Genomic DNA, 25990 nt, shown 5'->3' with positions numbered 1-25990 from the left:
GCCATCCATGGCGCCAACGGTCCTGCCCAGCCACACCGCCTCGCTTCTGACAGTTTGCCGGTGGCCAATAGATCCACGCCATGCGTGGATGAAATCCATCAGATATCGAAAATCAGGAATGGGGTCAGCGCCCAATGGATGTTCCGACAGATCGCGGGAATCTGTCAGAGGCGGGGCGGTGTCGGATTGCGGGGTGTCAGCCGCATGGATGCGGCTGCCAAGCCTACAGGGACGTACTTGCGGCGTCCCCGCAATCCGACACTGCCCAGCCCCGCACGGAATGCAAGCTTCTGCCTTTGACGTTGAGTTTGATTGCAGCAGGTGCAGGGCTGCAAGCCCTGCAAAAGCCACTCCCTACAGCACCTGCGGCCGGCACAGCAGGCTGAACCGCGCGCCGCCCAGCGTCGACTCCCCCGCCTGCAGGCGGAATCCATGCAGCCCGGCAATCGCCGCCACGATCGACAGCCCCAGCCCGAAGCCACCGCCCTTGCTGGCCTCCGCACGATGGAAACGCTGGAACACCAGGCTGCGCTCGGCCTCGGCAATGCCCGGCCCGGAATCCTCCACCACGACGCAGGTAACGCCCTGCTCCACCCGCGCCGAAAGCTGCACACGGCCGCCTTCCGGTGCGAACCGGATCGCGTTGTCGAGCAGATTGCCGATCGCTTCGAACAACAGGCCGCGGTCACCGATCACGCCCGGCAGATCGGCGGCCAGCTCAAGCAGCAACAGCTGCCCCTTCTCTTCCGCCAGCGGCGCATAGAAGGCGTGGATCTCCTGCAGCAGCGCGTCCGGCGCCAGCGTGCTGAAACCGGAACGGCGCTGATGGTCTTCCAGTTCGGAAATCCTCAGCAGCGCGCGGAAGCGCGCCATCAGGGTGTCGGTCTCCTCCAGCACCTGCTCCAGCGCCAGTGACTGCGGATCACCATCGGCCACCTGCTGGCGCATGCGGTACAGCTGCGCACGAACGCGCGTCAGCGGCGTGCGCAGGTCATGGGCGATGTTGTCACACACGCCCTTGACCTCGGTCATCAGCTGTTCGATGCGGTCGAGCATGGCGTTGACGATGGCCGCCAGCATGTCCAGCTCATCGCGACGGTTGGACAGCGGCAGACGCCGGCCCAGGTCGCCGGCCACGATGCGGGCGGTGGCCTGCTCGATGGCCTGGATGCGCCGCAGCGGCCGCTGCCGCAGCAGGTGCCAGCCCAGCAGGCCGGGCAGCAGGGTCAGCGACACGCCCCACAACAGTGCATCGAGGATCAGATGGTTGACCTGGTTCAACGGCCCGCTGTAGCGCACCAGCACCAGGATGCGGCCGTCGCGGGTCGGCATGGCCACGCCGAAACCGCGCTTGCCGCGGGCGTAGGCATCGTTGATCGGCAGCCCCGACACCGGGTGCGCGCTGCCATCCGGCGGCAGCTGTGCGGGCAGCGACTTCAGCATGCCGGCAAGCGGCTTGCCCTCGGGCGTGAACAGCCCGTAGGCATCAATGCCATGCAGGTCGTAGCGTCGGTTCTCGCGCAGCGCTGCGGTCAACCCGTCACCGGTGAAGTGCTCGAACAGGTGCGCGCGCTGCAGCACGGCAGACTGTGCCAGCTCGTCCAGGTACAGCGACACCCGCCAGTACAGCACGCCCAGCAATGCGCAGGACCAGGCCACGAACAGCAGGCTGTACAGGCCCAGCAGGCGACTGCTGGACGAGCGCCAGCCGTCAGACAGTTTCGCTGAGGACATAGCCGCTACCGCGCACGGTACGGATCAGCGGCGGCGCATCAGGGTGGTCCAGCTTGCGCCGCAGGCGACCGATATGGACATCGATCAGGTTGGTACCGGGGTCGAAGTGATAGCCCCACACTTCCTCGAACAGCATCATCCGGGTCAGCACCTGGCCGGCATTGCGCATCAGGTACTCCAGCAGCTTGAACTCGGTCGGCAGCAGGCTCAGGCTGCGCCCGCCGCGATGGGCGGTGCGCGCCAGCAGGTCCAGCTGCAGGTCGCCCACCCGCAGCACGGTCTCGTTGCCGGCCGAGCGTTGGCGCCGGCGCAGCAGCACTTCCACCCGCGCGGCCATCTCATCCGAAGCGAACGGCTTGGTCAGGTAGTCGTCGCCGCCGGCGCGCAGGCCACGCACGCGCTCGTCGACATCGGACAGCGCACTGAGCATCAACACCGGCGTATCGATGCCGATCCGGCGCAGCGTGGTGACGATGGCCAGGCCATCCAGGCCGGGCAGCATGCGATCCAGCGTGATCGCGTCATAGTCACCGCTGGCCGCCCGCACCAGGCCTTCGCGGCCGTCGGCCACCCAGTCCACCTGCAGGCCATGGCTGGCCAGTTCGGCCAGGATTTCCTGGGCGGTGATGACATCATCCTCGATGGTCAATACGCGCGACATGGGCACCGCTGAAGTCCAGGCTCGCCCATGCTCGCCAAATCGGCCGACGCGGGCAAATGAAACATCCTTCATCCGCACCGGCGGTGCAGGCCGGTTCAGCCGGCCTCACCGTCCTCGCCCGGCAGGTCGGACAGTTCGCCCTGCACCTGCACGTTGTTGCGGCCCATCGCCTTGGCCCGGTAGCACTGGGCATCGGCGGCGGCCACCGCCTGGTCCACGCTCATGCCGCCGGCCAACGGCGCAATGCCGATGCTGGCACCGACCCGCAGCCGGTGCTGGTCCCAGGGAATGGACAGCGACGCCAGCGTGTGCAGCAGTTCGCCACCGATGCGGGCAGCGCGGCGCGGCGTGCAGCCGGACAGGATCACCGCGAACTCATCGCCGCCCAGTCGTGCCACCACGTCCGAATCACGCACGCCGTGCCGCAGCACGCTGGCCACCGCCCACAACACGGCATCGCCGGCCAGGTGTCCCCAGGTGTCGTTCACCGGCTTGAAGCGGTCCAGGTCGATATACATCAGCGACGCGGCCTGTCCGGTCCGTTCAACGCGGGTGATCGCCTGCTGCAGGTGCACTTCGAAGCCACGGCGGTTGCTCAGTTCGGTCAGCGGGTCGATCTCGGCCAGGTGGCGGGCTTCGCGCTGGCGTGCGCGCTGCTGGGTGTCATCGCGCAGCACCCACACCGCGCCGCGCACATGGCCTTCATCGTCGCGCAGCCAGGCACGGGTCAGATCCGCCGGCACCGTGGCGCTGCCCAGCCGCAGCAGCAGATCGGCATGCAGGTCCACGGCGTTGCTTTCCGGGTCCAGCAGCACCGATACGTCCAGCACCGAGCCGGGCGCATATTCGGTGGTCAGCGACAGCACGTCCTGCACCTTGTGCCCGGCCAGCGACAAGGCGCCATCGCCGGCCAGGGTGCGCACCGCCGCCGCATTGGCGTAGTCGATGCGACCATCAAGGTTGACGCTGAGCACCAGGTCGGCCACCGCATCCAGGGTGATGCGGCTGCGCTGCTCGCTCTCGAACAGGCGCTGCTCGCTGCTGCGCTGGGCGGTGATGTCCTGGATCTGCGAGACGAAATGCAGCGGTTCGCCATGCTCGTTGCGCACCAGCGAGACCGACAGGCGCGCCCAGATGGTGCGGCCATCGCGGTCCAGGTAGCGCTTTTCCAGATGGTAGTGGCTGCGCCGGCCCGCCAGCAGGTCCTGCACCAGGGCCAGATCGGCCTGCAGGTCATCGGCATGGGTCAGCCGCTGGAAATCGACCTGCAGCAGTTCCTCGCGCGGATAGCCAAGGATCCGGCACAGCGCGTCGTTGACGTCCAGCCAGCGCCCTTCCAGCGACACCAGCGCCATGCCCAGTGCGGCGGACGTGAACGCGCCGGCGAACTTCTCCGCCGACAGGCGCGCTTCGGCGCGGGCCTGCAGGATCTCGGTGATGTCGATGGCCATGCCGACGTAGCCGATGCGCAGGCCGTCAGCCCCGTCCATGCGGCTGATCGACAGCCGCACCTGGCGCGACTGGCCATCCTTGCGCAGCAGGGTCCATTGCCGTGAATACGTCTGGCCGTCGGCGCGCGCGCTGAGCGCCTCGAACACGCCCGGAAGCGTGCCGTCGGCCGCGGCCTGCGGTTGCAGCCAGGCGCTGAGTTCCTGGGGGTCGTGGAAGGCATCGAGCCTGCGCTGGCCGACCACCTCAGCGGCGCTGTAGCCCAGCAGCCGCTCTGCGCCGGTATTGAACAGGGTGATGGTGCCATCGGTATCGGTGGCGATCACCGCCACCTCGTCGGAGGCATCGACCACGGCCTGCAGGCGCTGGCGGGTCTCGGCCGCGTCATGCCGGGCCTGCTGCAGTTCGGTCACATCGGCATGCGCGCCGGCCATCCACAGCGGCCGCCCCTGCCCATCCCATTCGAACACCCTGCCCCGGTCCTGGATCCAGATCCATTGGCCATTGCGGTGGCGCATGCGCAGCAGACAGGCATAGTTGTCGCTGCGCCCTTCGAAGTGGTCTTCCAGCGCCGCATCGGACAAGGCGATGTCATCGGGATGGACCAGCTTCAGGAAGGTCTTCTGGCAGACCGGCTCCAGCTCGTCCAGCCGATATCCGACGATTTCGGCCCAGCGCGCGTTGACCCGCATCTGCCCGGTCTGCACGTTCCATTCCCAGGTACCGGCCGCGGTGCCGTCGATGATCATCGCCAGCCGGCGCCGCTCCTCGGCCAGCTCGTGCAGGCGTCGCTCCAGCATTCCGTTGCCATTGTTGCCCTGGCCCGCCATCAACGGGGCGCCTCGCAGGCGCAGGCAGGCGCGGACCGCAGCGAAAGGCTGCAGCCGCCAATGAAGACGACGGGTCGTGCTGGCGTCATGGCCCTCCCCAGCGACAGCGGGGTGGCCAAACGCCGCCCCTGTTGCGCAAGTGTGCGCAATCACGGGGAAAACCGACAAGTCCCCCGCCACACATCAAGCGTGACGGGGGCCACGAACCTCAGCTGCGCTTGGCGCGCGCGAACGCCTCGGCCAGGGCGTTGTTGGCCGGCGGCGCCGCCTGCCCGCCGCGGTTGCCGGTGCCCTGGCCGCGGCCGGGCCCACGGCCCTGTCCCGCCGCATCACGGCGTGGCGGCTGGCCCGGACCGCGCTCCTCGCGGCTGCCGGGACGGCTGGTGGCCTGGCCGGGGGTGTCGTCCAGGCGCCGGGTCAGGGCGATGCGCTTGCGCGCCACGTCCACCTCCAGCACCTTCACCTTGACGATATCGCCGGCCTTGACCACCTCGCGCGGGTCCTTCACGTAGGTGTCGGACAGGGCAGAAATGTGGATCAGGCCGTCCTGGTGCACGCCGATGTCGACGAAGGCACCGAACGCGGCCACATTGCTGACCACCCCTTCCAGCACCATGCCCTCACGCAGGTCCTTGATGTCCTCCACGCCCTCGGCGAAGCGTGCCGCCTTGAATTCCGGACGCGGGTCGCGGCCAGGCTTCTCCAGCTCCTTCAGGATGTCGCGCACGGTCGGCACGCCAAAGGATTCATCGGTGAACTGCTCGGCCTTCAGCCCGCGCAGGAAGCTGCCGTCGCCGATCAGCGCCTTGATCGGGCGTGCGGTGCTGGCCACGATGCGCTCGACCACCGGGTAGGCTTCGGGGTGCACCGCCGAGGCATCCAGCGGCTGCTCACCGTCGGCGATGCGCAGGAAGCCGGCGCACTGCTCGAAGGTCTTTTCGCCCAGGCGCGCGACCTTGAGCAGGTCCTTGCGGCGCTTGAACGGGCCGTTGTCATCGCGGTGGCGCACGATGTTCTCGGCCACCGTGGCCGACAGGCCGGACACGCGCGACAGCAGTGCGGCCGAAGCCGTGTTCACGTACACACCCACCGCGTTCACGCAGTCCTCCACGCGGGCGTCCAGGGCCCGCGCCAGGCGGTACTGGTCCACATCGTGCTGGTACTGGCCGACGCCAATCGCCTTGGGCTCGATCTTGACCAGCTCGGCCAGGGGATCCTGCAGCCGGCGTGCGATCGACACCGCGCCGCGCAGCGACACGTCCAGGCCCGGAAATTCCTTGGCCGCGAATTCGGAAGCCGAGTACACCGAGGCACCGGCCTCGCTGACCACCACCTTCTGCAGCTTCGGGTTGGCCGCGGCCTTGATCGCTTCACCGGCCAGCTTGTCGGTCTCACGGCTGGCGGTGCCGTTGCCGATCGCGATCAGCTCCACGTTGTATTTCGCGCACAACTGCTTGAGGGTCTGCAGTGACTGGTCCCATTGGCGCCGGGGCTCGTGCGGGTAGATGGTGTCGGTAGCCACCAGCTTGCCGGTGGCGTCGACCACCGCGATCTTGCAGCCGGTGCGGATGCCCGGGTCCAACCCCAGTACGGTCTTAGGGCCCGCCGGCGCGGCCAGCAGCAGATCCTTCAGGTTGTCGCCGAACACCGCGATGGCCTCGGCTTCGGCCTTTTCGCGGGCCTGGTTGAACAGGTCCAGCAGCAGGTGCGTGTGCAGCTTGGCGCGCCAGGTCAGGCGGCACGCGTCCAGTAGCCAACGGTCGCCCGCGCGGCCCTGGTCGGCGATGCCGGCCCGGCGCGCCACGCGCCCTTCGGCGTACTGGTGGCCGGCCTCGGCATCGCTGCCCGGGTCCAGCTCCAGGAACAGGATTTCTTCGCGGCGCGCGCGGAACAACGCCAGCAGCCGGTGCGAGGGAATCTTCGCCAGCGCTTCGGCGTGCTCGAAATAGTCGCGGTACTTGGCGCCCTCGGTTTCCTTGCCCTCGGCCACGCGCGCACGGATCACGCCGGTCTCGCCCAGCCAGGTGCGCAGTTCACCGACCAGCGCGGCGTCTTCGCCCCAGCGCTCCATCAGGATCGCGCGCGCGCCTTCCAGCGCCGCCTTGGTATCGGCCACGCCCTTGTCGCTGTCGATGAAGGTGGCGCCGAAAACCTGCGGGTCCTGCGTCGGGTCGGCCAGCAGACCATCGGCCAGCGGCTCCAGCCCGGCCTCGCGGGCAATCTGCGCGCGGGTGCGACGCTTGGGCTTGTACGGCAGGTACAGGTCTTCCAGCCGGCTCTTGGTATCGGCGGCCAGGATGTCGTTGCGCAGTTCGTCGCTCAGCTTGCCCTGCTCGCCGATGCTGGCCAGCACCGCCGCACGGCGGTCCTCCAGCTCGCGCAGGTAGGTCAGGCGCACTTCCAGGTTGCGCAGCTGGGTGTCATCCAGGCCACCGGTCACTTCCTTGCGGTAGCGCGCGATGAACGGAACGCTGGCGCCCTCGTCGAGCAGGCCGACGGCGGCACGTACCTGGGCGGACTGGGCACCGATCTCCTCGGCGATGGTCTGGGCGATCTGCTGGGCGAGCGCGCTCTGGGCGTTCTTGGCGTCGTGCATTGCTTCAGGTCTGTGCCGCGTTACGGGAAGGCCCCATTCTGGCAACCCGCGGCGCAGCCGAACAAGGCATTGACAGAGGGCGAGGTTCAGCGGCGCAACCGGTGGGGACGCCGGCATCCTGGCGGAGAGAGGGCTCGGACGGGCCCGGGGCTGGGATGCCGGCGCGGGCGCGCGATGGTGGGCGCGCCCTGCCGCGTGTTGCGAAGGTCAGCGGTAGTGGCGGGCGGCCCGCTGCATGACGATCTCGTCACGCATGCCTTCCAGGGCCATCAGGCGGACCTTGCCGACACCCTGCAGTTCCATGAACCGCTCGGTGTAGAACTCCGGCCCCAGCGCGGTGTCGGCGCGGGATTTGCTGAAGCCGTAGGGCACCACGCCCTTCTCGCCATCCTTGCTACCACCGACATAGAGAACAATTGCCATGTGATGTATTCCTCCAAATTGCTACTGCGTACTGCACTCGATGAGCGATGCTGCGAGCCCATCGAGGGAGAGCTTACCGCGTCGAACCTGACTGGAACGTCACGCAGCCTAATGACGATCGGTTGCATGCAGATGACGGCGAATTCGCAGCAAAATGCTTACGAATCCTTAACTTCCGGCTAACGAATCCGCAGGGGATTCCCGCCAACGGCGCAGCCCCTCGTGGGTGGATGGGTTGGTCGCGGAAAGCCGGTTTCCTGTGGGCTGGCCGGGAGGGTGGGCAGGCCGGGGACGCCGTGAACCCATCCATGGGGGCTTGGCCGCGGCATCCATGCCGCGGACACCCCGCCCTACCCAGCCTCCCGGCCGCTGACAGATTCCTGATGCCTGCCTCCACCCACGGAGAAGAAAAAAGAAAATCAAAAGCAAAAACTGCCGGACTGGCCGCTTTTCGTAGAGCCGAGCCCACGCTCGGCTGCTTTCAGGCCAGTCCACGAAGCCGAGCGCAGGCTCGGCTCTACACGAGCAAGCGCAGCGCGCGACCCGCTTCTGCTGTTCTTTTTCTTTTCCGTGGCTGGACGCGACCGGAAACTGTCAGCGGTCGGGCGGGATGGGTTCGCGGGACCGTTGGCGCCATGGATGGCGCCATCGAGCCCCCATGGACGGGTTTACGGCGTGTCCCGCGAACCCATCCCGCCCGGCCCGATCACATGAAACGCATTCCGCGACCAACCCACGAGGGGCTGCGCCGTTGGCTGGAATCTATGGCCACCAGCCGTGCCCATACCGGGCGTAATGATCGGCCGCGCGCTCGAACGGATTGCGCGCACTCACCCCGCCACACAGCAGATACACCGGCAGGTACAACGGCCCCAGCACCAGATACTGGTAGACGTGCGCCCGCTCATGGTCATCCAGGCGGATCAGCGGCTCCCCCCCCCACCCTGCCTGGTGGGCGTAGGTCCGGCACGACATGCCGAGGTCGTGCCCGGTGTGCAGGATCACGTTGCCCAAGGTGATCGCACCGCCAGGACCCCATGGCCACCGGTCAAAAACGACAGCACAGTCGGCACCGCTCCAGCGCGGTCTCGCCCCGCCGAGCATGCCCACCAGCCCACCCAGCAGTCCGGCCAGCGTGTTGGGCAGGGTCCAGGCCGCGCCCAGCACCTGCAGCGCGCGCAGCCAGACCGGCCACGGTCGTTGCGAGGCGTTCAATCGGCCTCGTTGGGGATCAACAGCCACAGGATCAGATAGACCAGAATGCCCGGGAACGCGGCCGAGGCCACCGAGACCAGCACGTAGATCACCCGCAGCAACGTGGGGCTCCAACCGAAGCGGTGCGCGATGCCGCCGATCACGCCGGCAATCATGCGGTCGTTGAGCGATCGCGACAGCGTCCTGGGCGTGGTGTTCATGGCGGCGTCTCCTGGATAACGGAAAGAGCAGTCGAGCAAGCTCGACTCTACATCGCCCCGGTGTCTACGGCGTGCGTTGGCGCAGGGCATGCAGACGTGCGCCAAACCAGGCCGCTGCCGTCTGTTCAGGCTGCCCGGGGCACTGGATGCGGTAGGGCTTGCCACTCATGCTGCTCTGGCTGGCGGCACGCTCGATGAACTGCTCGGCGCTGTCCACCTGGTTCTTCTTCAGCAGGTAGTCGTACTTGCGCTGCAGGTGCGCGCGCGCATCGCTGCCGTCGTACCAGCTGCCATTGCGCTGGAACCGGCATTGCGAGCCGTCCAGGCTACCGATCAGCTGGGCGATCTCGCGCTGCGCCTGTGGTCCGGGGGCGGCGTGGGCCAGTGGTGCCACCAGGAGCAGGCCGGCTGAGGCGACTGCGAGGCTTCGATTTCGGACAGATTCCATGGCGTTCCCTGTTTGCCTTCGTTGATTGTAAGCACTCTCCCGAAGCTACAGGAACGTCCGATGTCTCGACATGCGCTTTGCCTCCTGCTGGCCTCCATCGCCAGCCACGCCCGGGGCGCCGACTGCCCGCAAGCGGGCGCCGCGTCACGCATGCTCTCCAGCACAGCGTGGCTTACAACGGCGGTGTACGAAGGCGATGACAGGACGCGAAACCTGGTCGACCAGTACCCGGCTGTGGTGGGCGTATCGCTCTGGAATGCGTGCAGCAACCGGTTCGAGTACTTCGATCCGGCAGACGGCACCTCACGCCGTACCAATGGGGGCGGCGGCTACTTCTTCTTTACCGGTGACGGCACCCATCAGATCACCGTCGCCGATCACGGCCCAGCACTGCGCCGACGGCTGGAATCACTGGATGCCAAGACTTTCACCTACTCACGCCGCGTACCACGGTATTTCATGGAAGGACAGCCTGAAATCACACTGTATGTGGAGCACACGCCATATACCGGTGGGCTGTCACTGCCGGCACAGCCTGAGTCGGAGGAGTCCTGATCTCACGTGGGCAGGTGAAACCGGGCGCGGCCAGGCAACAGAGACCGTCGAGCAAGCTCGACGCTACGCTTCCCGTGCCTTCAGCCAGCCATCGATGGTGGCTGGGACTTCGCGCTGCGCGCGGCCGGACACGTAGATGCCGATGTGGCCGCCGCGGAAACTGGACTCGGTGTAGTCCTGCGTGCCCAGTCGACCGCGCATGGCGCGCGAGGCATCGGGCGGCACCAGGTGATCCTGCTCAGCGTAGATGTTCAGTACCGGCAGGGTCACCTGCGACAGATCCACCGTCTCCTCACCGATCCGCACCGTACCCTTCATCAGGCCGTTGCCCTGATAGAACTGCTTGATGAAGTCACGGAACGCCTCGCCTGCCAGGTCCGGTGAATCGAAGATCCACTTTTCCATGCGCAGAAAGTCCTCCAGCGCCGCCTTGTCATCGAGGATGTCGAGCAGGCCGACGTACTTCTGCACGTTCAAACGGAACGGCTTGAGCATCAGGTAGCTGGCGTTCATCAGGTCGGCCGGGATGTTGCCCAGCGTATCCACCAGCAGGTCCACGTCCACCTGCTGTGCCCAGTGCGAGAGCATGTTGTCGGCGGTCTGGAAATCGACCGGGGTGACCATGGTGATCAGGTTGCCCAGCTTGTGCCGGCGCAGCGCGGCATAGCACAGCGCGAACACACCGCCCTGGCAGATGCCGAGCAGGTCCACCGGCCCGCCACTGCGTGCGCGCAAGGCGTCCACCGCGCCATCGATGTAGCGCAGCAGGTAATCCTCCAGGGTCTGGAAACGCTCGGAGCGGTCCGGGTAGCCCCAGTCCAGCACGTAGACGTCCTGGCCCAGCGCCAGCAGCTTCTGCACCAGCGAACGATCGGCCTGCAGGTCCACCATGTACGGCCGGTTGACCAGCGCGTAGACGATCAGCAGCGGCGTGCGCCGGGTCGGCGCCTGCTCACCGACAAAGCGGTATAGAACCACCTTGCCATCGCGCCAGACTTCCTCGCGGGCGGTCACGCCATAGTCCACGTCCTCCACCTGCGGCAGCAGCTTCAGCCCTTCCATCAGCTTGCGCTGCATGGCCAGGGTTTCCTGCATCAGATCATCGGCGTTGAAGCCCAACGGGCCTTTCATCGGTTGCGGGCCCGCGCGGAAACAGCGGGGACCGGCTTCTTCGCCGGCGCCTTTTTCGCCGCGCTCTTCTTCGCGGAGGTCTTCTTTGCCGGTGCGGCCTGGCTCGCGGCCTTGCGCGCGCCGGGCTTCACCTTCGCCGGTGCCGGCTGCGCCGCCGGATCCACGGCGGCGGTACCGGCCAGCGCCGCCACCTGTGCCTGCAGGCGGCGAAGGCTGCGCTCCAGCTCGGCGATGCGGCGATGGGCCGTGTCCATCTCGCTGCGGGTCGGCAGGCCGATGCGTTCACTCATCTGTTCAACCTCGCGCTGCAGGCCGGCGCGCAGGCGCATCTGGGCGTTGCCCAATGCGGCGTAGACCTGCTGGAACGGCTCGGAAAGGGCAACCTTGGCGTAGGCCTCTTCGGCCACCTCGATCCACAGATCGAACATCGCACGAGCGCTGGTCAGCTGGCTGCCGGGCTGCTCGTGCTGGGCCAGGCGCTGTTCGAACAGGGCAAAGGCCTGCTCCAGCACCTGCTTGATCTGGTCGACGTAGGCGCGCGAATGCTGCTGGTAGTCCTCCTGCGCACGCAGCAATGCCTGCCAACGTGCCTGGTGCTCGCGACCGGGGCCGAATGCCGGACTCTGCAGCCACGGGCCGGCCTGCAGCTGGAACTGCTGCAGCCATGCGGCGAATTCGGGCACGGCGGCACCGGCCTGGGTACTGCCGCGGGCGCCCTGCAGCATCCACTGCAGCATGCCCTCGCCCTGCCCCTGTACCGCCTCACGCCAGGCCTGCGCCACCTCGGCACTGCTGGCATCGCGGCCGGCGAAGCGCGCGGCCACCTCCTGCATCGTGCCGTACCAGCTGCCGGCCTGCTCGCGGAAGCGGCGCACCGCATCTTCCGGTGCGCCCTGCCCCTGTTCCGGCAACAACTGGGCCCAGCCGTCAAACAGCCGCTGCCAGCTGCCGGGGTCGCCGCCGCCCGGCGCGCCGGCCGTGGTCGCATGGCGCAGTGCATCGCCCCAGGCACCGAAATACTGCCGGGCCAGGGTCTCGAAATCTCTGCTGCCGGCGTCGTGGGCCGAGCTGGTCATCGCAGGCCTCCGCAGAGCAGGTTCATGGCTTGGGAATACGCAGGGTCTTGCTGATCATCAACGACCCGGACAGCGCGAACAGCAGCACCATCGGATGCAGCTGCCACGGCCCGATCTGCCACTGGCCGAACCAGATGTCCTGGCCGATGGCATCGGTACCGGCGGCGATGGCCAGCACGATCACCAGCACCAGGCTGGTCGGAATCGGCGTGCCCTCGAAGTACTTGACCTTGCCCTCGTCGCCGGCCAGCGCCTCGGCCGTGACGTTGTAGCGCGCCAGGCGGCTGACACCGCAGCAGACGAAGTAGCTCAGCACCAGCCAGTCCCAGCCGCCCTGCATGCCGCAGGCATAGGCCAGCGCCGCCGGAGCCACACCGAAGGAGATGACATCGGACAGCGAATCCAGCTCCCGCCCGAGGGTGGAGCTGGACTTGCGCCAGCGTGCGATGCGCCCGTCCAGTGCGTCGAAGATGAAGGCCAGCGGGATCAACGCCATGCCGAACAGCAGGTAGCCGCGCTCCCCGTCCTGCAGGAAGCGCATCGCGGCAAACACCGCACCGGTGCCGCAGAAGGCATTGGCCAGGGTGAACCAGTCCGCCAGCTGGAATTCGCGCAGCATCGAGAAGTGACGTTTCATGGGGTCTCACGGAGCATCAAGGCCCACAGGTTACCGCGAGCGCCGCCGCTGGCGACAGCACCGGCACGGCGTCGCCTTCACCGCGCCCTCACTCCTCATCACCAGCGGTGAATTTTTCGCCACCCATCTTGACAGCCTAGGGGGGTGGCGCCTGTCGCGGCTTATCCACAAAGTTGCCCACGCGTAATCCACACCCCCTGTGGACAACCAGATCTCACCGACTGCGACTCTGGACATTTCCTGATCACCCGGCAACGGGGCTTACCTACTTCCCAAGCCGCCAGGACGGCGCTATGGTCGTCGGCGGACCCGCCGCCGCCACGTCCGATTCCTTGTGACGGACGATGATGATGCTGGATGCTTCCACCCTGGCCGCGCAGCTGCGACGGCCGCATGGCGACGCTGCACTGGCAGTGGCCGATTCGATGAACCGCAGCAACGGCGCACTGAACCAGGCCGCGATCGGGCTGCTGGCGGTGGCGGCCGGCGAACGCATTCTGGAGATCGGCCCCGGCAATGCGGCCTTCGCGCCGCAGCTGCTGCAGGCGTCAGCAAGCCAGTACCTGGGCATTGAACTGTCCGCCGCCATGGTCGAGGCCGGCAACCAACGGCTGGTCAGTGCCGGCCTCGGCGGCCGGGCGGCGATGCGGCTTGGCGATGCCCATGCGCTGCCGGTGGACGAGGCCTCCATGGATGCCGCACTGGCGGTCAACACCCTGTACTTCTGGCCCAACCTGGCCCCGGTGCTGGACGAGCTGGCTCGCGTATTGCGCCGCGGAGGCCGGCTGTGCCTGGCGTTCGGCGATGCGGCCTTCATGCGCAGCCTGCCGTTTTCGGCCGATTTCCAGTTGCATGAACTGGATGCAGTGGAGCTGGCCCTGCGCGTGTCGGGATTCAACGTCTCGGCCTGGCGCAGCCACCGGGAAACCGCGTCGAGCAATGACGGACAGATGCGCGAGAAGCATTTCCACCTGCTGCTGGCACATCGGCGCTGAACCTGACCGGCCTTGCGGCTTTGCCGGCCAGCGGCCGGCACTACCAAAGGCGTATCCCGGCCCACCCATTCGGTAGTGCCGGCCGCTGGCCGGCTGCCCCGCAGAGCGCGGCGGTCAGGCCGCTGCCGGCAACCGGCCGCGCCACCGGGCGAAACAGATCACCTGCATCACCAGCATCGCCATCAGCCCCAGCGGCCACGCCCACCACAGGCCGGTCAGCCCGTGCCGCGCCTGCAGCCACATCGCCAGCGGCAGCTCCAGCAGCAACACGGCAACCATGCCCAGCAATGCCGGCAACAGCACCGTGCCACTGCCCCGCATCACGCCAACCAGCACCGCACTGCCGCCCATCGCCAACACCCCCCACACCACCGTGCGCAACTGCTGCGTGGCCAGTTCGCGCACGTCCGTGGCCGCCAGGATCAGGCCGCTCAGCCAGGGCGCCAGCGCCATCACCAGCAGCACCACCACCGCCAGCATCGCGCCGCCGAGCAGCACGCCGGTGCGGGCGATGGCCGGCAGCCGTGCCGTACGCCCCGCCCCCATCGCATGCGCAGCGAGGACGGTGGCGGTGATGCCCAGCGACATCGCCGGCAGCTGCACCCAGCTCATCAACTGGTTGACCGCGCCGTAGGCCGCCGTGGCGGTATATCCGTAGCGATTGATCCAGCCCAGCAGCACGATCTCGGCCACGGCCAGACTGAGCATCTGCAGCGAGGACGGCACGCCGATACGCAACATCGAACGGATCAGTGCTCCATCGAAGCGGATCGCACGCAGCACTTCGCGCCCTGGTGCCAACGGGTGCCCCATCCGCTGCCAGCGCCACATCAGCCAGAGCAGGGCCAGCAGCGAGGCCAGCGCCGCCGAGACGGCCGCACTGGCCGAGCCCAGCCGCGGCAGACCGGCCCCGCCCAGGATCAGCAGCGGCGTGCACAGCAGGCCGACCAGCGTCGCCAGCAACAGCGCATGCAGCGGCGTTTTCGCATCGCCCACCGCACGGCTGACCGCCGTGGCCAGCCACAGCAGGAAGAACACCGGTGCCGCCAGCAGCAGGACGCGCGCATAGACGACCGATTCGCCAAGGATCGGCGCGGGCGTGCCGAGGGCCACCAGCAACTGAGGCGCGAAGCCACCACCCATGGTCATCACCAGCACCGACAGCACCAGCACCAGAGCCACCGCACTTCCGGCAATGGCGCGCGCCTGCTGCGGGCGGCCCGCGCCCCAGGCCTGGCCGATCATCACCATCGCACCGGTCGCCAGCCCCATCACCAGGGCCAGCAGCAGGAAGAAGACCGGGAAGAACGCAGCGGCCGCCGCCACTGCCTGGGTACCAAGCAGATGGCCCAGGTAGATGTTGTCCAGCGTGCCGGTGGCCAGCTGCAATGCATTGGTCAGCAGCATCGGCAGCAGCAGGGTCAGATAGGTGCGCCACAGCGGTGGCGCGGCCGAGGCGGTGGCAGCTGCAGGCGTGTTCATGGGTTTTCTCGGGGCAAGGCGCTGCCCTGCCCGGCGTTTCCGCCAGCAAGGCAAGCACAGGGGAAGCGGGCCTTGGCCCGCGATCAGAGAGCGCGGTCGCTCAACGACCGCGTGTTGGCTCAGCCGTCGGCGCTGTCTACGTGTTCGTCGAAGGCCAGGCACAGCGCGTGGTGGCGCACGTCCTCGGGCCAGCGGCGCAACGCCGCTTCCAGGCCTGCGCGGTCGTGTGCGAACAGCAGGCGGATGGCCTCCTCGAAGCCCGGCAGGTCACCGGCGATGGTCTGCAGGAAGTGATAGGCACGCTCGGCGTCGCGGCGCCGGCGGTCCTTGTCGGCACCGGCCCGGCTGGCCGCCTCCACCAGTTTTCGCAATGCCACCGAGGCCCCGCCGGGCTGCTCGGCCAGCCACGCCCAATGGCGTGGCAGCAAGGTCACTTCACGGGCCACCACGCCCAGCTTCGGGCGGCCCCGGCCACGCGGGGCAACAGGCGCGTCTTCCGGAGCGGTTCCGGCATCGGCCTCCGCAGCCGTTGCAAAGGCGTCGGCCAGCCGCGCCAACAGTTCGGCATCGCTGCCGCGCGTGTCGAAATCACGGGTGCGGCCGGTGGCGTTGTCGAATACCAGCAGCGGGCCGGCGGCGTGGTCGGCGCGCAGCTGCTTCAGTGCCAGCGCGGCCACTGTCAGGGACCCGGAGGCGACCAGGCGATGGCCGTCGAAACAGCTGAAGGGGGGAAGTGCGGACGCGGGCATGGCGATGGCATCGGGGGCGATGCGCAAATATTGCCCGGGTAATTTGTTCGCGTCAATATTCCCCGGGTATTAATTTGCCGGAAGAGCGTGCCAACCAAGGTTGGCACCCACCCGTTTCGTCGTTGGCACCCAGCCGATTTGTCGTTGGCACCCAGCCGTTTCGTCGGGTCACAGCCGGCTGTAGGACCAGCTGACCATGCGGCCGTCCTTGTACGGCATCACCCCATGGAACGGCCGCGGGTCGGCGTCGAACACCAGCGGCAGAAAGTTGCGATCCCCCTCCCACATCGGCAGCGTGTCCAGCTTGTCCAGGTCCACCCACTCCAGGGTGCCTTCATGGTTGCCGCCGTGCGGGCTGCCTTCGAAGGTATCGATGACGAACACGAAGCCCAGCCAGTCCTCGCCGTGCTTGCCGAAGCCCGGCCAGCTGAGGGTGCCGCGCAGGCGCATGCCCGTGCAGTCGATCCCGGCTTCTTCCTGGATCTCGCGGCGCATGCTGGCGGCCACGTCCTCGTCCGCTTCGATCTTGCCGCCCAGGCCGTTGTACTTGCCCAGATGATGGTCACCGGGGCGGGTGTTGCGGTGGATCATCAGCACCTGGCGACGATCGGGCGAGAGCACATAGCCCAGGGTGGCGACGATCGGGGTATACGGCATGGGGCAGCATCCAGCAGCAGGTCAGCCGTCGATTATGGCCGATCAGCGCACCAGCGACAGGCGGCGTTCGGCAGGTGTGCCCGCGCCATCGGGGTCGCGGCGCAGGGTGGCCACGCCGTGGCCGCGCTCGGCCAGGTATTCCAGCCACTTGCCGAGGAAGGTGTTCATCCGCATGCGGTGGCTGATCAGCTCGGCCGGCGGCGGGTACAGGCCCATTGTGTCCTGCCAGCGGCGGCCCACATAGCAATGGGTGGTCTCGGCCTGGCGCGCGTCACGGTACAGCCGCACATAGGCCGAAGGATCCGGCTCGCCGGTGACCGGGTCGGCCAGGTCGTAGGTCAGGCGCAGTTCCACCGTATAGCGATGGCATTCGATGACGTCCAGGCGCACGTCCAGACCGTCGCCGATCGAGGAAATGTAGCTGCCCGCCGCCAATCCGGCCGGTTCGAACAGGCGCACCAGGTGCCGGTAGTTTTCCGCGTACAGCCCCATGAGCCAGCTCAACCGGCTCAGGCGGGGAATGCGATTGGTGCGGGGCAAGGCTCGGGCCATGGGTCGATCCTACACGTTGGTGCTTCAACGTGGGGGCGCGCATGCGCAAGCCAACCCCGGAGGTGTTGCGATCAGCCGGCCAGCGGCCGGCTCTACAGGGCGCAGCATCCAATGGTAGTGCCGGCCGCTGGCCGGCAGCCCCACGACCCCCGAAAGGATCAATACAGCTCGCGCTGCAGCCCCAGCGTGCCCAGCACCTTGCTGGAGATCTCCTCGATCGAGGTGTGGGTGGTGCTCAGGGTCGGAATCCGCTCCATCTGGAACATCACCTCGGCCGCGGCCACCTCGCGCTTGCAGGTGTCCAGGTTGGCGTAGCGCGAGTTCGGGCGGCGCTCCTGGCGGATCTGCTGCAGGCGGTCCGGGTCGATGGTCAGGCCGAACAGCTTGCGCCGGTAGTTGCGCAAGCGCGGCGGCAGGCGGTCGCTTTCCAGGTCCTCGTCGGTCAGCGGGTAGTTGGCCGCACGCACCCCGTAATGCAGGGCCAGGTAGATGCAGGTCGGCGTCTTGCCGGCGCGCGACACCGCCACCAGGATCACGTCGGCGTCGTCGTAGTTCACCGCGATGCCGTCATCGTGGGTCAGAGCGAAGTTCATCGCATTGATGCGGCGGTGGTAGGTGTCGAAATCGACCATGCCATGGGCCTGACCGACCCGGGCCAGGCGCGGGCTGGCCAGTTCACGCTCCAGTGGCTCGATGAACGGCGCGAACACATCCAGCATCAGCGCCCCGCTGTCGGCCAGGATCAGGCTCAGGCTCTGGTCCACGCAGGAGTTCACCACGATCGGCCGGACCTGGTAGCGCTCCCCCGCCGCCTGGATCCGGGCGCAGGCTTCACGCGCCTTTTCGGGGTCATCGACAAACGACATCCGGTCGGTAATGAAGCTGAACCCGGAGAACTGGGTCAGCAGGCTATGCCCAATGGTTTCAGCGGTGATACCGGTTCCATCGGAAACGTAGAACACCGGACGGATGGTCGACATGCGCGCTTTTACCCCCTACGAAGCTTAAAAAGGCCGCCAGCACAAGCTTGTGCCGACGGTGCTCTGCCCGGCATCATATCGGCTTCTTCCTACGGACGCGGCCACTCAGCCCGCCTCGGGCGATGGCCAAACGGAGCATCGCGCTTGAACGAGAACATCCTGTGGTTGCACGAACTGCGTCTGGCCGATCTGGCCCGCGTAGGCGGCAAGAATTCGTCGCTGGGCGAGATGATCGGCAACCTGGCCGGTCTGGGCGTTTCGGTGCCGGGCGGTTATGCCACCACCGCTGAAGCCTTCAAGGACTTCATCGCGCACAACGACCTGTCCAAGCGCATCTTCGACAAGCTGGCCACGCTGGACGTCGAGGACGTCACCGCGCTGACCGCCGCCGGCAAGGAAATCCGCACCTGGGTGATCGATGCCCCGCTGCAGCCGCAGCTGGACCAGGACATCCGCACCGCCTACGCCAAACTGAGCGCCGACAACGGCGGTGGCGACGTAGCCGTGGCCGTGCGCTCGTCGGCCACCGCCGAGGATCTGCCCGATGCCTCCTTCGCCGGCCAGCAGGAAACCTTCCTCAATGTCACCGGTGCCGACGACGTCGTGCACAAGGTCAAGGAAGTGTTCGCCTCGCTGTACAACGACCGCGCCATCGCCTACCGCGTGCACCACGGCTTCAAGCATGAAGACGTGTTCCTGTCCGCCGGCGTGCAGCTGATGGTGCGTTCGGGCGTCGGTTCCTCCGGCGTGCTGTTCACCCTGGACACCGAGTCCGGCTTCCGCGACGTGGTGTTCGTCACCTCTTCGTTCGGCCTGGGCGAAATGGTCGTGCAGGGCGCGGTCAACCCGGACGAGTACTACGTCTACAAGCCCACCCTGCAGGCCGGCAAGCCGGCGATCCTGCGCCGCTCGCTCGGCAGCAAGGCGATCCGCATGGTGTATTCGGATGTCCCGGGTGAGCGCGTCAGGATCGAGGACACCCCGACCGAACTGCGCAGCACCTTCTCCATCAGCGACGAAGACGTGCAGGAACTGTCCAAGCAGGCGCTGGTGATCGAAAAGCACTACGGCCGCCCGATGGACATTGAGTGGGCCAAGGACGGTGTCAGCGGCAAGCTGTTCATCGTGCAGGCGCGCCCGGAAACGGTGAAGTCGCGCAGCCACGCCACCCAGATCGAGCGCTTCGCGCTGACCGAAAAGGGCGGCAAGGTGCTGGCCGAAGGCCGCGCCGTCGGTGCCAAGATCGGCTCGGGCGTGGCCCGCGTGGTCAAGACCCTGGACGACATGAACCGCGTGCAGCCGGGCGACGTGCTGATTGCCGACATGACCGACCCGGACTGGGAACCGGTGATGAAGCGCGCCTCGGCCATCGTCACCAACCGTGGCGGCCGCACCTGCCACGCCGCGATCATCGCGCGCGAGCTGGGCGTGCCGGCCGTGGTCGGTTCGGGCAACGCCACCAAGGTGATCGAAGATGGCCAGCTGGTCACCGTCAGCTGCGCTGAAGGCGATACCGGCTTCATCTACGAAGGCAAGCTCGGCTTCGAGCGCACCACCACCGATCTGGGCAACATGCCGCCGGCACCGCTGAAGATCATGATGAACGTGGCCAACCCGGAACGTGCCTTCGACTTCGGCCAGCTGCCGAACGCCGGCATCGGCCTGGCCCGCCTGGAAATGATCATCGCCAGCCACATCGGCATCCACCCGAACGCGCTGCTGGAATACGACCGCCAGGACGCGGCGACCAAGAAGAAGATCGACGAGAAGATTGCCGGCTACGGTGATCCGGTCAGCTTCTACGTGGACCGTCTGGCCGAAGGCATCGCCACCCTCACCGCCTCGGTCGCACCGAATGCGGTGATCGTGCGCCTGTCGGACTTCAAGTCCAACGAGTACGCCAACCTGATCGGCGGCAGCAACTACGAGCCGCACGAAGAGAACCCGATGATCGGCTTCCGCGGCGCCAGCCGTTACGTCGACCCGAGCTTCTCGGCCGCTTTCGCGCTGGAGTGCAAGGCCGTGCTGCGCGTGCGCAATGAAATGGGCCTGGACAACCTGTGGGTCATGATTCCGTTCGTGCGCACCCTGGAAGAAGGCCGCAAGGTCATCGAGGTGCTGGAACAGAACGGCCTGAAGCAGGGCGAGAACGGCCTGAAGATCATCATGATGTGCGAAGTGCCGTCCAACGCACTGCTCGCCGATGAGTTCCTGGAGATCTTCGACGGCTTCTCGATCGGCTCCAACGACCTGACCCAGCTCAGCCTGGGCCTGGATCGCGACTCGTCGATCGTCGCCCACCTGTTCGACGAACGTAACCCGGCGGTGAAGAAGCTGCTGTCGATGGCGATCAAGTCGGCACGTGCCAAGGGCAAGTACGTCGGCATCTGCGGCCAGGGCCCGTCCGACCATCCGGATCTGGCCGAATGGCTGATGCAGGAAGGCATCGAATCGGTGTCGCTGAACCCGGACACCGTGGTTGATACCTGGCTGCGCCTGGCCAAGCTGAAGGCCAACGGCTGATCCCGTTACAAGCTGCAAACAGAAACCCCGCCTCGGCGGGGTTTCTGCTTCTGGGGAGGACCAACTGGCCCGATGCGACATTTGCAACTATTCCAGTAGGCGCTCTGAATTGGCCGACGCACACTGAGGGGACTGATATCACTTCCCGGCAACATTCGCCTCATGACCATCCCCTTCGCGCTTGGACTGTTCAACTACTCCGGCCCACTGGCAGGAGCGCAGGATTTCCAGAAATTTCATGAGCTGGCGATATCCATTCTCGAAGAGCGTGGAGTTCAAGCCACCTACTTTGCATCTGACGGGAAGGGCCACAGCAGCAATCTGGCGAAGCTGGGCAATGCAGCACATCGAAGACTTCTGGCCTGTGGCTTCAACGAGCTGACGCTCCTCAGTGTTGTCGCTGGACCCAAAGGAAGTGACGCGCCCGCATACGATCTGACGGCATCCGTCGATTTCCTCTCAAGTCGTGAGCTTGGAACGGAATTCGCTCTGTTCTCCAAGGACGCTCGCTTTCCTCTGGAACCGCAGTCCTTCCGAGAGCTTCTGGTGGGGCTGATCGCCCTGTATGACTGGGACTTCGGCTACGTCACCCACCCACCCTTCGAGCGCAGCCCGCAGGCCTACATCAGTGGCTACTGCGATGGAACCCAACCCAAGGACGAAGAAGACCGCAACCAGATCTGGTACGACGCCCCGCCAGAGGTGCGCCTGCACAGGGCCCGCAACATCTTCCCCCTTAGCCTGCTGAATCCAACGCAGCTGGGTGCGCCCGTGGCGCCCGGCAAGACACTGGCGGGGATGCTGCGAGGCACTCCCGGCTGCACCTTGGACGAACTGGTGCCCGGCCGCCTCTGGCTCAGCACGATAGAACCGCATCTGGTTCAAGGACTACGCTCGCTACTCAAGGGCACAGGCGCATTGATCGAAGGCGGCTGACACCACTTTCATCCCACCATGTCGATAATCTGCTCGCATGCAACCCCGCCTCTGCGGGGTTTTTCGTTTCTGGCGTTCTTGAGCGCCGCGCCCGGTTCGACAAGGAGCCCGCATGATTGCTACTGCCCCACCCGCCCCCGCCACAACGCCCTGGTTCCACTCACTGGACTGGGAGCGCCTGCTGGAAACCTATGGCGTGCCGTTGCTCGCCGCGGTCGTCGTACTGCTGATCGGCCTGTGGATCGCTCGCCGCATTTCCAATGCAATGCCGCGTGTCATCTCGCGCATGGGCGTAGATCCGATGCTGGGCAGCTTCCTGCGCAACGTGGTCTACGCCACGTCACTGGTGATCGTGGCGCTACTGGCCATCGATACGTTGGGCGTGAAGATCACCCCGCTGCTGGCCGTGCTCGGTACCGCCGGCCTCGCGGTTGGCCTGGCGTTGAAGGATTCGCTGTCCAACATCGCCTCGGGCGTGATGCTGGTGACGCTGCGCCCGTTCCGTGTCGGCGACGTGGTCACCATCGCCGGGCAGACCGGCACCGTGCGCGAAGTGCGCATCTTCCAGACCGTCCTCACCGGTGCCGACAACCAGCACACGACCATTCCGAACACGCTGATCACGGCCGCGCCGATCATCAACCTGACCGCCGAACCGACCCGCCGCGTCGAACTGGTGATCGGCATCGGCTACGAAGACAACATCCAGCTGGCACGCGACACCGCGCTGGCGCTGATGAAGGCCGACCCGCGCGTGCTGCAGACACCGGCCCCGGACGTGGTGGTGTACGAGCTGGGCGCGCACGCGATCAACCTTGGCATCCGCTGCTACGTGAAGTCGGCTGACTGGTTCGGCACCAAGGTCACGCTGCTGGAGCAGTTGAAGCTGGGCTTCGACAAGGCCGGCATCAACATTCCGTATCCGCAGCAGGACATGCACCTGTACCTGCACGGCAAGGATGGCGGCGTGGTCGAGGCGGATGCGCTGGTGCGCGACAAGCCCTGAGCCATTCCGGTAGTGCCGACCAACGGTCGGCACCCACCCAACCTGATCCATTCCCGGGATGCCGGCCAGCGGCCGGCACTACCCCCTCCTCGTGCGCCCTGGCGATGCCGGCCAGCGGCCGGCACTACCCCCTCCTCGTGCGCCTTGGCGATGCCGGCCAGCGGCCGGCACTACCCCTCCTCGCGCGCCCTGGTAGTGCCGGCCGCTGGCCGGCATCGCCCTTAGGCCTCAGTAACCTCTTCCAGCACCGGATAATCGGTGAAGCCCTCGGCGCCTCCACCGAAGAACGTGGCCCGATCCGGCGGGTTCAACGCCGCGCCCGTACGCAGGCGCTCAGGCAGATCCGGGTTGGCGATGAACGGCCGGCCGAAGCCGATCAGATCCGCCCAGCCTTCTACCAACGCCTGCTCGGCGCGCTCGGCGGTGTACTTGCCGGCATAGATCAGCGTGCCCGGGTAGACCATGCGCAACGCCTGCTTGAACGCCACCGGCATCAGCGGCGCATCCTCCCAGTCGGCTTCGGCAATGTGCAGATAGCCCACACCCAGCTCGCCCAGCAGATGCGCAGCGGCCAGATAAGTCGCCTGCGGCGTATCGTCCACCGCACCCTGTAGCGTGGTCAGTGGCGCCAGCCGCACACCAACGCGTTCACCGCCCACAACCGACACCACCGCCTGCACCACCTCGCGCAGGAAACGCAGGCGATTCTGCAGCGAGCCGCCATAGCCATCGGTACGCTGGTTGGCCTGCGAGTCGATGAACTGGTTGATCAGGTAGCCATTGGCGCCGTGCAGCTCGACACCGTCGAAGCCCGCCTCCAGCGCGTTGCGCGCAGCCTGCGCGTAATCGGCGACGATGCCCGGAATCTCCTTCTCGCCCAGCGCGCGCGGCATCGAGTGCTGGATCATCTCGCCCACGCCGGCTTCCGGGCCGGCACCGGCCGGGTCGACGAACACCTTCACGCCTTCGGCCAGCAATGCCGAGGACGATACCGGCGCGGCACCACCCGGCTGCAGCGCCACATGCGAGACGCGGCCGACATGCCACAGCTGCGCGTAGATGCGGCCACCGGCGGCATGCACCGCGTCGGTCACCTGGCGCCAGCCCCGCACCTGTTCGGGGCTGTGGATACCCGGCGTCCACGCATAGCCCTGGCCCTGCGCGCTGATCTGCGTGCCTTCGCTGACGATCAGGCCGGCGCCAGCACGTTGCGCGTAGTAGGTCGCCATTTCGGCAGTGGCGACGTTGCCGGCGGCCGCACGCGAGCGCGTCATCGGCGGCATCACGATGCGGTTGGGCAGGGTCAACCCGCCGAGGCGGTGAGGGGTGAACAGCATGGCGGCACTCTCTTGCGGGGGAAGTGCCGGCAAGAATGGGGATCGCCAGGGACACGCAACAGGCGTGCTGCGGCAAAACAGTTGTGCCCGGCAGGCAAGGATGGCCTGGTCAGGGGTCAGAGCCCATTCCTGCGGAATGGGATTCGACCCCGCGCGCAACCGGGGTCGGATCCCTTTGCAACGCAAAGGGCTCTGACCCCAAAGCGACCCAAAGCCGGTTACAGCATCGGCTCGATCAACACACCGCCATGCGCCACCCGGTCATAGCAGGTGCGCACCACATCTTCGCCGTACTTCAGTTCCAGCCGGCGCACGATGAAGTGACCGCGCGCCATGTCCTGGTAGTAATCGGTGAACATGGTATTGAGCGTTGCACCGGCAGCGGCACCGACGATCGGCACCGCCTGCGCGGCGAACTTCTCGGTGACCACCACGCCGAAGCGCGCCGCCACCTTCTCCACCAGCTTCGCCAGCAGCTTGCCCGCTTCCTTCGGTGCCACGCCCAGGGTCAGGTCGCGACCGGTCACCACGCGCCCGGCCAGTTCGGCCGACAGATGCCGCATCACGTCGGTGGTGAAGCCACGGGCCAGGTAGTAGCCGGTCTCGCTGGCGTCATCGCGCGGCGAGTTGCCGCCCAGCGCGAACACCTCCAGGCAGGCCTGGCGGGTGCTGAACTCGGACAGATCGAAGCCCTCGCTGCGGGCCACGTCGGCCACCGCGCGCATCATGATGGTGGTTGACACCGGCAGTTCGATGAACAGCGCGGCGAAGCCGAACGCCCCGCCCACCGCACCGGAGGTGGCGGCCGCCAGTTTGTGCCAGCGGGTAGAGGCGCCCTTGCCGGGCGTGTTGTCCATGCTCCACAACGCGGCCTGCGCCGACTTGGACAGCGCCGCCTGCACCGCGCCATGGATGCGAGCTGAAACCGCCTTGGGCAGCGCTTTCACCGCGAACTCCAGCGGCGTGCCGACCAGGTTGGCCATGCGCGCGGTCAGGGTCGGCGCTTCCAGCAGCGCCACCGCCCGTTGCAGGTCGGACCAGTCGCGGGCGTCATGGGCGATGTCGCGGGGAAGCAGGATGGGCTCGTTCATGGCGCCGATCTTAGCGCCAGGGAGTTGAACGGAGGGTAGTGCCGGCCGCTGGCCGGCAACCCGATACACCCCACGAACGCTGCCGGATTGCCGGCCAACGGCCGGCACTACCCGTTCGTGTGTCACCCGGCGGCGGCGTTCAGGCAGCCGGCAACCCCGACAGCGCCCCCATGAACTGGCGGTAGTGGCGCAGCTCGGCAATCGAGTCATGCACATCGCTCAGCGCGGTGTGGTTGCTGTTCTTGCCGACACCGGCAGCCACGCTCGGCGCCCAGCGCTTGGCCAGTTCCTTCACCGTGGACACGTCCAGGTTGCGGTAGTGGAAGTACTTCTCCAACCGCGGCATCTGCCGGTGCAGGAAACGGCGGTCCTGGCAGATCGAGTTGCCACACATCGGCGACAGGCCCGAGGGAATCCATTGCGCCAGGAAGTTCACCGTCTGCGCCTCGGCCTGGCCCAGGGTGACGGTGCTGTCCACAACGCGCTGCCACAGGCCCGAGCGACGGTGCTGGTTGCGGTTCCACTCGTCCATCGCTTCCAGCGTTTCCAGCGGGTGGTGGATGGCGAACTCCGGACCCTCGGCCAGCACGTTGAGCTGCGCGTCGGTGACCACCGTGGCGATCTCGATGATCGAATCGTTGTCGGTATCCAACCCGGTCATTTCCAGGTCGATCCAGATCAGTCGCTCGTTGGCCGCGCCGTTTTCCGCCATGGTGTCGCCTCGTTG

24 protein-coding genes are annotated in these 25990 nt (G+C 66.9%); 5 read left to right on the top strand and 19 right to left on the bottom strand.

Annotated elements, in window-relative coordinates:
• Positions 1-354: 354 nt before the first annotated feature.
• The 8 genes from C9412_RS19760 to C9412_RS19725 all read right to left on the bottom strand — a co-directional run bounded on the left by C9412_RS19760 (position 355) and on the right by C9412_RS19725 (position 9556).
• Positions 355-1734, bottom strand: coding sequence for an ATP-binding protein (locus C9412_RS19760; protein WP_107233160.1), 1380 nt, complete (start codon positions 1732-1734; stop codon positions 355-357).
• Positions 1712-2395: a response regulator transcription factor gene (locus tag C9412_RS19755; RefSeq protein WP_107233159.1), complete on the bottom strand. Its 684-nt coding sequence runs from the start codon at positions 2393-2395 to the stop codon at positions 1712-1714. The genes C9412_RS19760 and C9412_RS19755 overlap by 23 nt, the downstream gene beginning before the upstream one ends.
• A gap of 95 nt (positions 2396-2490) precedes the next feature.
• A complete protein-coding gene (locus tag C9412_RS19750; protein ID WP_107233158.1) occupies positions 2491-4674 on the bottom strand; it encodes a PAS domain S-box protein in 2184 nt (727 codons plus the stop codon).
• A 208-nt stretch (positions 4675-4882) separates the two neighbouring features.
• A complete protein-coding gene (locus C9412_RS19745; protein WP_107233157.1) occupies positions 4883-7270 on the bottom strand; it encodes a Tex family protein in 2388 nt (795 codons plus the stop codon).
• A 207-nt stretch (positions 7271-7477) separates the two neighbouring features.
• Positions 7478-7693, bottom strand: coding sequence for a hypothetical protein (locus C9412_RS19740; protein ID WP_005410085.1), 216 nt, complete (start codon positions 7691-7693; stop codon positions 7478-7480).
• Between the two features lie 762 nt (positions 7694-8455).
• Entirely contained in the window at positions 8456-8908 is a 453-nt protein-coding gene (locus C9412_RS19735; protein ID WP_107233156.1) for a hypothetical protein, read from the bottom strand.
• Positions 8905-9108 (bottom strand): PspC domain-containing protein, encoded by a 204-nt coding sequence (locus C9412_RS19730; RefSeq protein WP_107233155.1) that lies wholly within the window; start codon positions 9106-9108, stop codon positions 8905-8907. Before C9412_RS19730 ends, C9412_RS19735 begins: the two co-directional genes overlap by 4 nt.
• Positions 9109-9172: 64 nt before the next feature.
• Entirely contained in the window at positions 9173-9556 is a 384-nt protein-coding gene (locus C9412_RS19725; protein ID WP_107233154.1) for a YfeK family protein, read from the bottom strand.
• A gap of 60 nt (positions 9557-9616) precedes the next feature.
• On the opposite strand from C9412_RS19725, the gene C9412_RS19720 reads away from it, so the two are divergent.
• Entirely contained in the window at positions 9617-10111 is a 495-nt protein-coding gene (locus C9412_RS19720; protein ID WP_107233153.1) for a DUF4822 domain-containing protein, read from the top strand.
• Between the two features lie 63 nt (positions 10112-10174).
• On the opposite strand, the gene C9412_RS19715 is transcribed toward C9412_RS19720, so the two are convergent.
• From C9412_RS19715 to C9412_RS19705, 3 genes are read right to left on the bottom strand one after another with little or no spacing between them, the layout of a single operon-like run.
• Complete coding sequence (locus tag C9412_RS19715) at positions 10175-11242, bottom strand: class III poly(R)-hydroxyalkanoic acid synthase subunit PhaC (protein WP_107233152.1); 1068 nt, start codon at positions 11240-11242, stop codon at positions 10175-10177.
• Complete coding sequence (gene phaE / locus C9412_RS19710) at positions 11239-12318, bottom strand: class III poly(R)-hydroxyalkanoic acid synthase subunit PhaE (protein WP_107233151.1); 1080 nt, start codon at positions 12316-12318, stop codon at positions 11239-11241. The genes C9412_RS19715 and phaE overlap by 4 nt, the downstream gene beginning before the upstream one ends.
• A 22-nt stretch (positions 12319-12340) precedes the next feature.
• Positions 12341-12955 carry a phosphatidylcholine/phosphatidylserine synthase gene (locus tag C9412_RS19705; RefSeq protein WP_107233150.1) on the bottom strand — a complete coding sequence of 205 codons (615 nt, stop codon included), beginning with the start codon at positions 12953-12955 and terminating at the stop codon, positions 12341-12343.
• Between the two features lie 344 nt (positions 12956-13299).
• Between C9412_RS19705 and C9412_RS19700 the strand changes: the two genes are divergently transcribed.
• Complete coding sequence (locus tag C9412_RS19700) at positions 13300-13950, top strand: class I SAM-dependent methyltransferase (RefSeq protein ID WP_107233149.1); 651 nt, start codon at positions 13300-13302, stop codon at positions 13948-13950.
• A gap of 114 nt (positions 13951-14064) precedes the next feature.
• On the opposite strand, the gene C9412_RS19695 is transcribed toward C9412_RS19700, so the two are convergent.
• The 5 genes from C9412_RS19695 to C9412_RS19675 form a co-directional block, all read right to left on the bottom strand.
• A complete protein-coding gene (locus C9412_RS19695; RefSeq protein WP_107233148.1) occupies positions 14065-15432 on the bottom strand; it encodes an MATE family efflux transporter in 1368 nt (455 codons plus the stop codon).
• A gap of 119 nt (positions 15433-15551) precedes the next feature.
• The gene (locus C9412_RS19690; RefSeq protein ID WP_107233218.1) at positions 15552-16181 is read right to left on the bottom strand and encodes a DUF2239 family protein; all 630 of its coding nucleotides are present in this window, start codon (positions 16179-16181) and stop codon (positions 15552-15554) included.
• 168 nt (positions 16182-16349) lie between these two features.
• Entirely contained in the window at positions 16350-16838 is a 489-nt protein-coding gene (locus C9412_RS19685) for an 8-oxo-dGTP diphosphatase (protein WP_107233147.1), read from the bottom strand.
• A gap of 42 nt (positions 16839-16880) precedes the next feature.
• Positions 16881-17390, bottom strand: a complete 510-nt coding sequence (locus tag C9412_RS19680; protein ID WP_107233146.1) for a DUF1249 domain-containing protein — start codon at positions 17388-17390, stop codon at positions 16881-16883.
• 158 nt (positions 17391-17548) lie between these two features.
• A complete protein-coding gene (locus tag C9412_RS19675) occupies positions 17549-18370 on the bottom strand; it encodes a pyruvate, water dikinase regulatory protein (RefSeq protein ID WP_057498537.1) in 822 nt (273 codons plus the stop codon).
• Between the two features lie 144 nt (positions 18371-18514).
• Here C9412_RS19675 and ppsA point away from each other — a divergent pair, with 144 nt between their 5' ends.
• The 3 genes from ppsA (at position 18515) to C9412_RS19660 (ending at position 22835) form a co-directional block, all read left to right on the top strand.
• On the top strand, positions 18515-20893 hold the full coding sequence (gene ppsA, locus C9412_RS19670; RefSeq protein ID WP_107233145.1) for a phosphoenolpyruvate synthase: 2379 nt from the start codon (positions 18515-18517) through the stop codon (positions 20891-20893).
• Between the two features lie 162 nt (positions 20894-21055).
• Positions 21056-21829 carry a hypothetical protein gene (locus C9412_RS19665; RefSeq protein WP_107233144.1) on the top strand — a complete coding sequence of 258 codons (774 nt, stop codon included), beginning with the start codon at positions 21056-21058 and terminating at the stop codon, positions 21827-21829.
• 112 nt (positions 21830-21941) lie between these two features.
• On the top strand, positions 21942-22835 hold the full coding sequence (locus C9412_RS19660; protein ID WP_107233143.1) for a mechanosensitive ion channel domain-containing protein: 894 nt from the start codon (positions 21942-21944) through the stop codon (positions 22833-22835).
• Positions 22836-23056: 221 nt separating this feature from the next.
• Here the strand turns inward: C9412_RS19660 and C9412_RS19655 are convergent, their stop codons facing one another.
• The 3 genes from C9412_RS19655 to orn all read right to left on the bottom strand — a co-directional run bounded on the left by C9412_RS19655 (position 23057) and on the right by orn (position 25975).
• Positions 23057-24172, bottom strand: coding sequence for an alkene reductase (locus C9412_RS19655; protein WP_107233142.1), 1116 nt, complete (start codon positions 24170-24172; stop codon positions 23057-23059).
• A gap of 218 nt (positions 24173-24390) precedes the next feature.
• Positions 24391-25263 (bottom strand): EcsC family protein, encoded by an 873-nt coding sequence (locus C9412_RS19650; protein ID WP_107233141.1) that lies wholly within the window; start codon positions 25261-25263, stop codon positions 24391-24393.
• Positions 25264-25402: 139 nt separating this feature from the next.
• Entirely contained in the window at positions 25403-25975 is a 573-nt protein-coding gene (orn, locus tag C9412_RS19645; RefSeq protein ID WP_107233140.1) for an oligoribonuclease, read from the bottom strand.
• Between the last annotated feature and the right edge of the window lie 15 nt (positions 25976-25990).

It is taken from the genome of Stenotrophomonas sp. Nf1 (assembly GCF_003028475.1).
GTDB lineage: Bacteria > Pseudomonadota > Gammaproteobacteria > Xanthomonadales > Xanthomonadaceae > Stenotrophomonas.
Note: the sequence above shows the minus strand (reverse complement) of the source record. Positions and strands in the feature narration are given on the sequence as shown.

What these genes read in the sequence shown, in the direction of transcription:
- C9412_RS19760 (WP_107233160.1), bottom strand. Translation starts at nt 1,734, where the DNA reads ATGTCCTCAGCGAAACTGTCTGACGGCTGGCGCTCGTCCAGCAGTCGC.
- C9412_RS19755 (WP_107233159.1), bottom strand. Translation starts at nt 2,395, where the DNA reads ATGTCGCGCGTATTGACCATCGAGGATGATGTCATCACCGCCCAGGAA.
- C9412_RS19750 (WP_107233158.1), bottom strand. Translation starts at nt 4,674, where the DNA reads ATGGCGGGCCAGGGCAACAATGGCAACGGAATGCTGGAGCGACGCCTG.
- C9412_RS19745 (WP_107233157.1), bottom strand. Translation starts at nt 7,270, where the DNA reads ATGCACGACGCCAAGAACGCCCAGAGCGCGCTCGCCCAGCAGATCGCC.
- C9412_RS19740 (WP_005410085.1), bottom strand. Translation starts at nt 7,693, where the DNA reads ATGGCAATTGTTCTCTATGTCGGTGGTAGCAAGGATGGCGAGAAGGGC.
- C9412_RS19730 (WP_107233155.1), bottom strand. Translation starts at nt 9,108, where the DNA reads ATGAACACCACGCCCAGGACGCTGTCGCGATCGCTCAACGACCGCATG.
- C9412_RS19725 (WP_107233154.1), bottom strand. Translation starts at nt 9,556, where the DNA reads ATGGAATCTGTCCGAAATCGAAGCCTCGCAGTCGCCTCAGCCGGCCTG.
- C9412_RS19720 (WP_107233153.1), top strand. Translation starts at nt 9,617, where the DNA reads ATGTCTCGACATGCGCTTTGCCTCCTGCTGGCCTCCATCGCCAGCCAC.
- C9412_RS19715 (WP_107233152.1), bottom strand. Translation starts at nt 11,242, where the DNA reads ATGAAAGGCCCGTTGGGCTTCAACGCCGATGATCTGATGCAGGAAACC.
- phaE (WP_107233151.1), bottom strand. Translation starts at nt 12,318, where the DNA reads ATGACCAGCTCGGCCCACGACGCCGGCAGCAGAGATTTCGAGACCCTG.
- C9412_RS19705 (WP_107233150.1), bottom strand. Translation starts at nt 12,955, where the DNA reads ATGAAACGTCACTTCTCGATGCTGCGCGAATTCCAGCTGGCGGACTGG.
- C9412_RS19700 (WP_107233149.1), top strand. Translation starts at nt 13,300, where the DNA reads ATGATGATGCTGGATGCTTCCACCCTGGCCGCGCAGCTGCGACGGCCG.
- C9412_RS19695 (WP_107233148.1), bottom strand. Translation starts at nt 15,432, where the DNA reads ATGAACACGCCTGCAGCTGCCACCGCCTCGGCCGCGCCACCGCTGTGG.
- C9412_RS19690 (WP_107233218.1), bottom strand. Translation starts at nt 16,181, where the DNA reads ATGCCCGCGTCCGCACTTCCCCCCTTCAGCTGTTTCGACGGCCATCGC.
- C9412_RS19685 (WP_107233147.1), bottom strand. Translation starts at nt 16,838, where the DNA reads ATGCCGTATACCCCGATCGTCGCCACCCTGGGCTATGTGCTCTCGCCC.
- C9412_RS19680 (WP_107233146.1), bottom strand. Translation starts at nt 17,390, where the DNA reads ATGGCCCGAGCCTTGCCCCGCACCAATCGCATTCCCCGCCTGAGCCGG.
- C9412_RS19675 (WP_057498537.1), bottom strand. Translation starts at nt 18,370, where the DNA reads ATGTCGACCATCCGTCCGGTGTTCTACGTTTCCGATGGAACCGGTATC.
- C9412_RS19665 (WP_107233144.1), top strand. Translation starts at nt 21,056, where the DNA reads ATGACCATCCCCTTCGCGCTTGGACTGTTCAACTACTCCGGCCCACTG.
- C9412_RS19660 (WP_107233143.1), top strand. Translation starts at nt 21,942, where the DNA reads ATGATTGCTACTGCCCCACCCGCCCCCGCCACAACGCCCTGGTTCCAC.
- C9412_RS19655 (WP_107233142.1), bottom strand. Translation starts at nt 24,172, where the DNA reads ATGCTGTTCACCCCTCACCGCCTCGGCGGGTTGACCCTGCCCAACCGC.
- C9412_RS19650 (WP_107233141.1), bottom strand. Translation starts at nt 25,263, where the DNA reads ATGAACGAGCCCATCCTGCTTCCCCGCGACATCGCCCATGACGCCCGC.
- orn (WP_107233140.1), bottom strand. Translation starts at nt 25,975, where the DNA reads ATGGCGGAAAACGGCGCGGCCAACGAGCGACTGATCTGGATCGACCTG.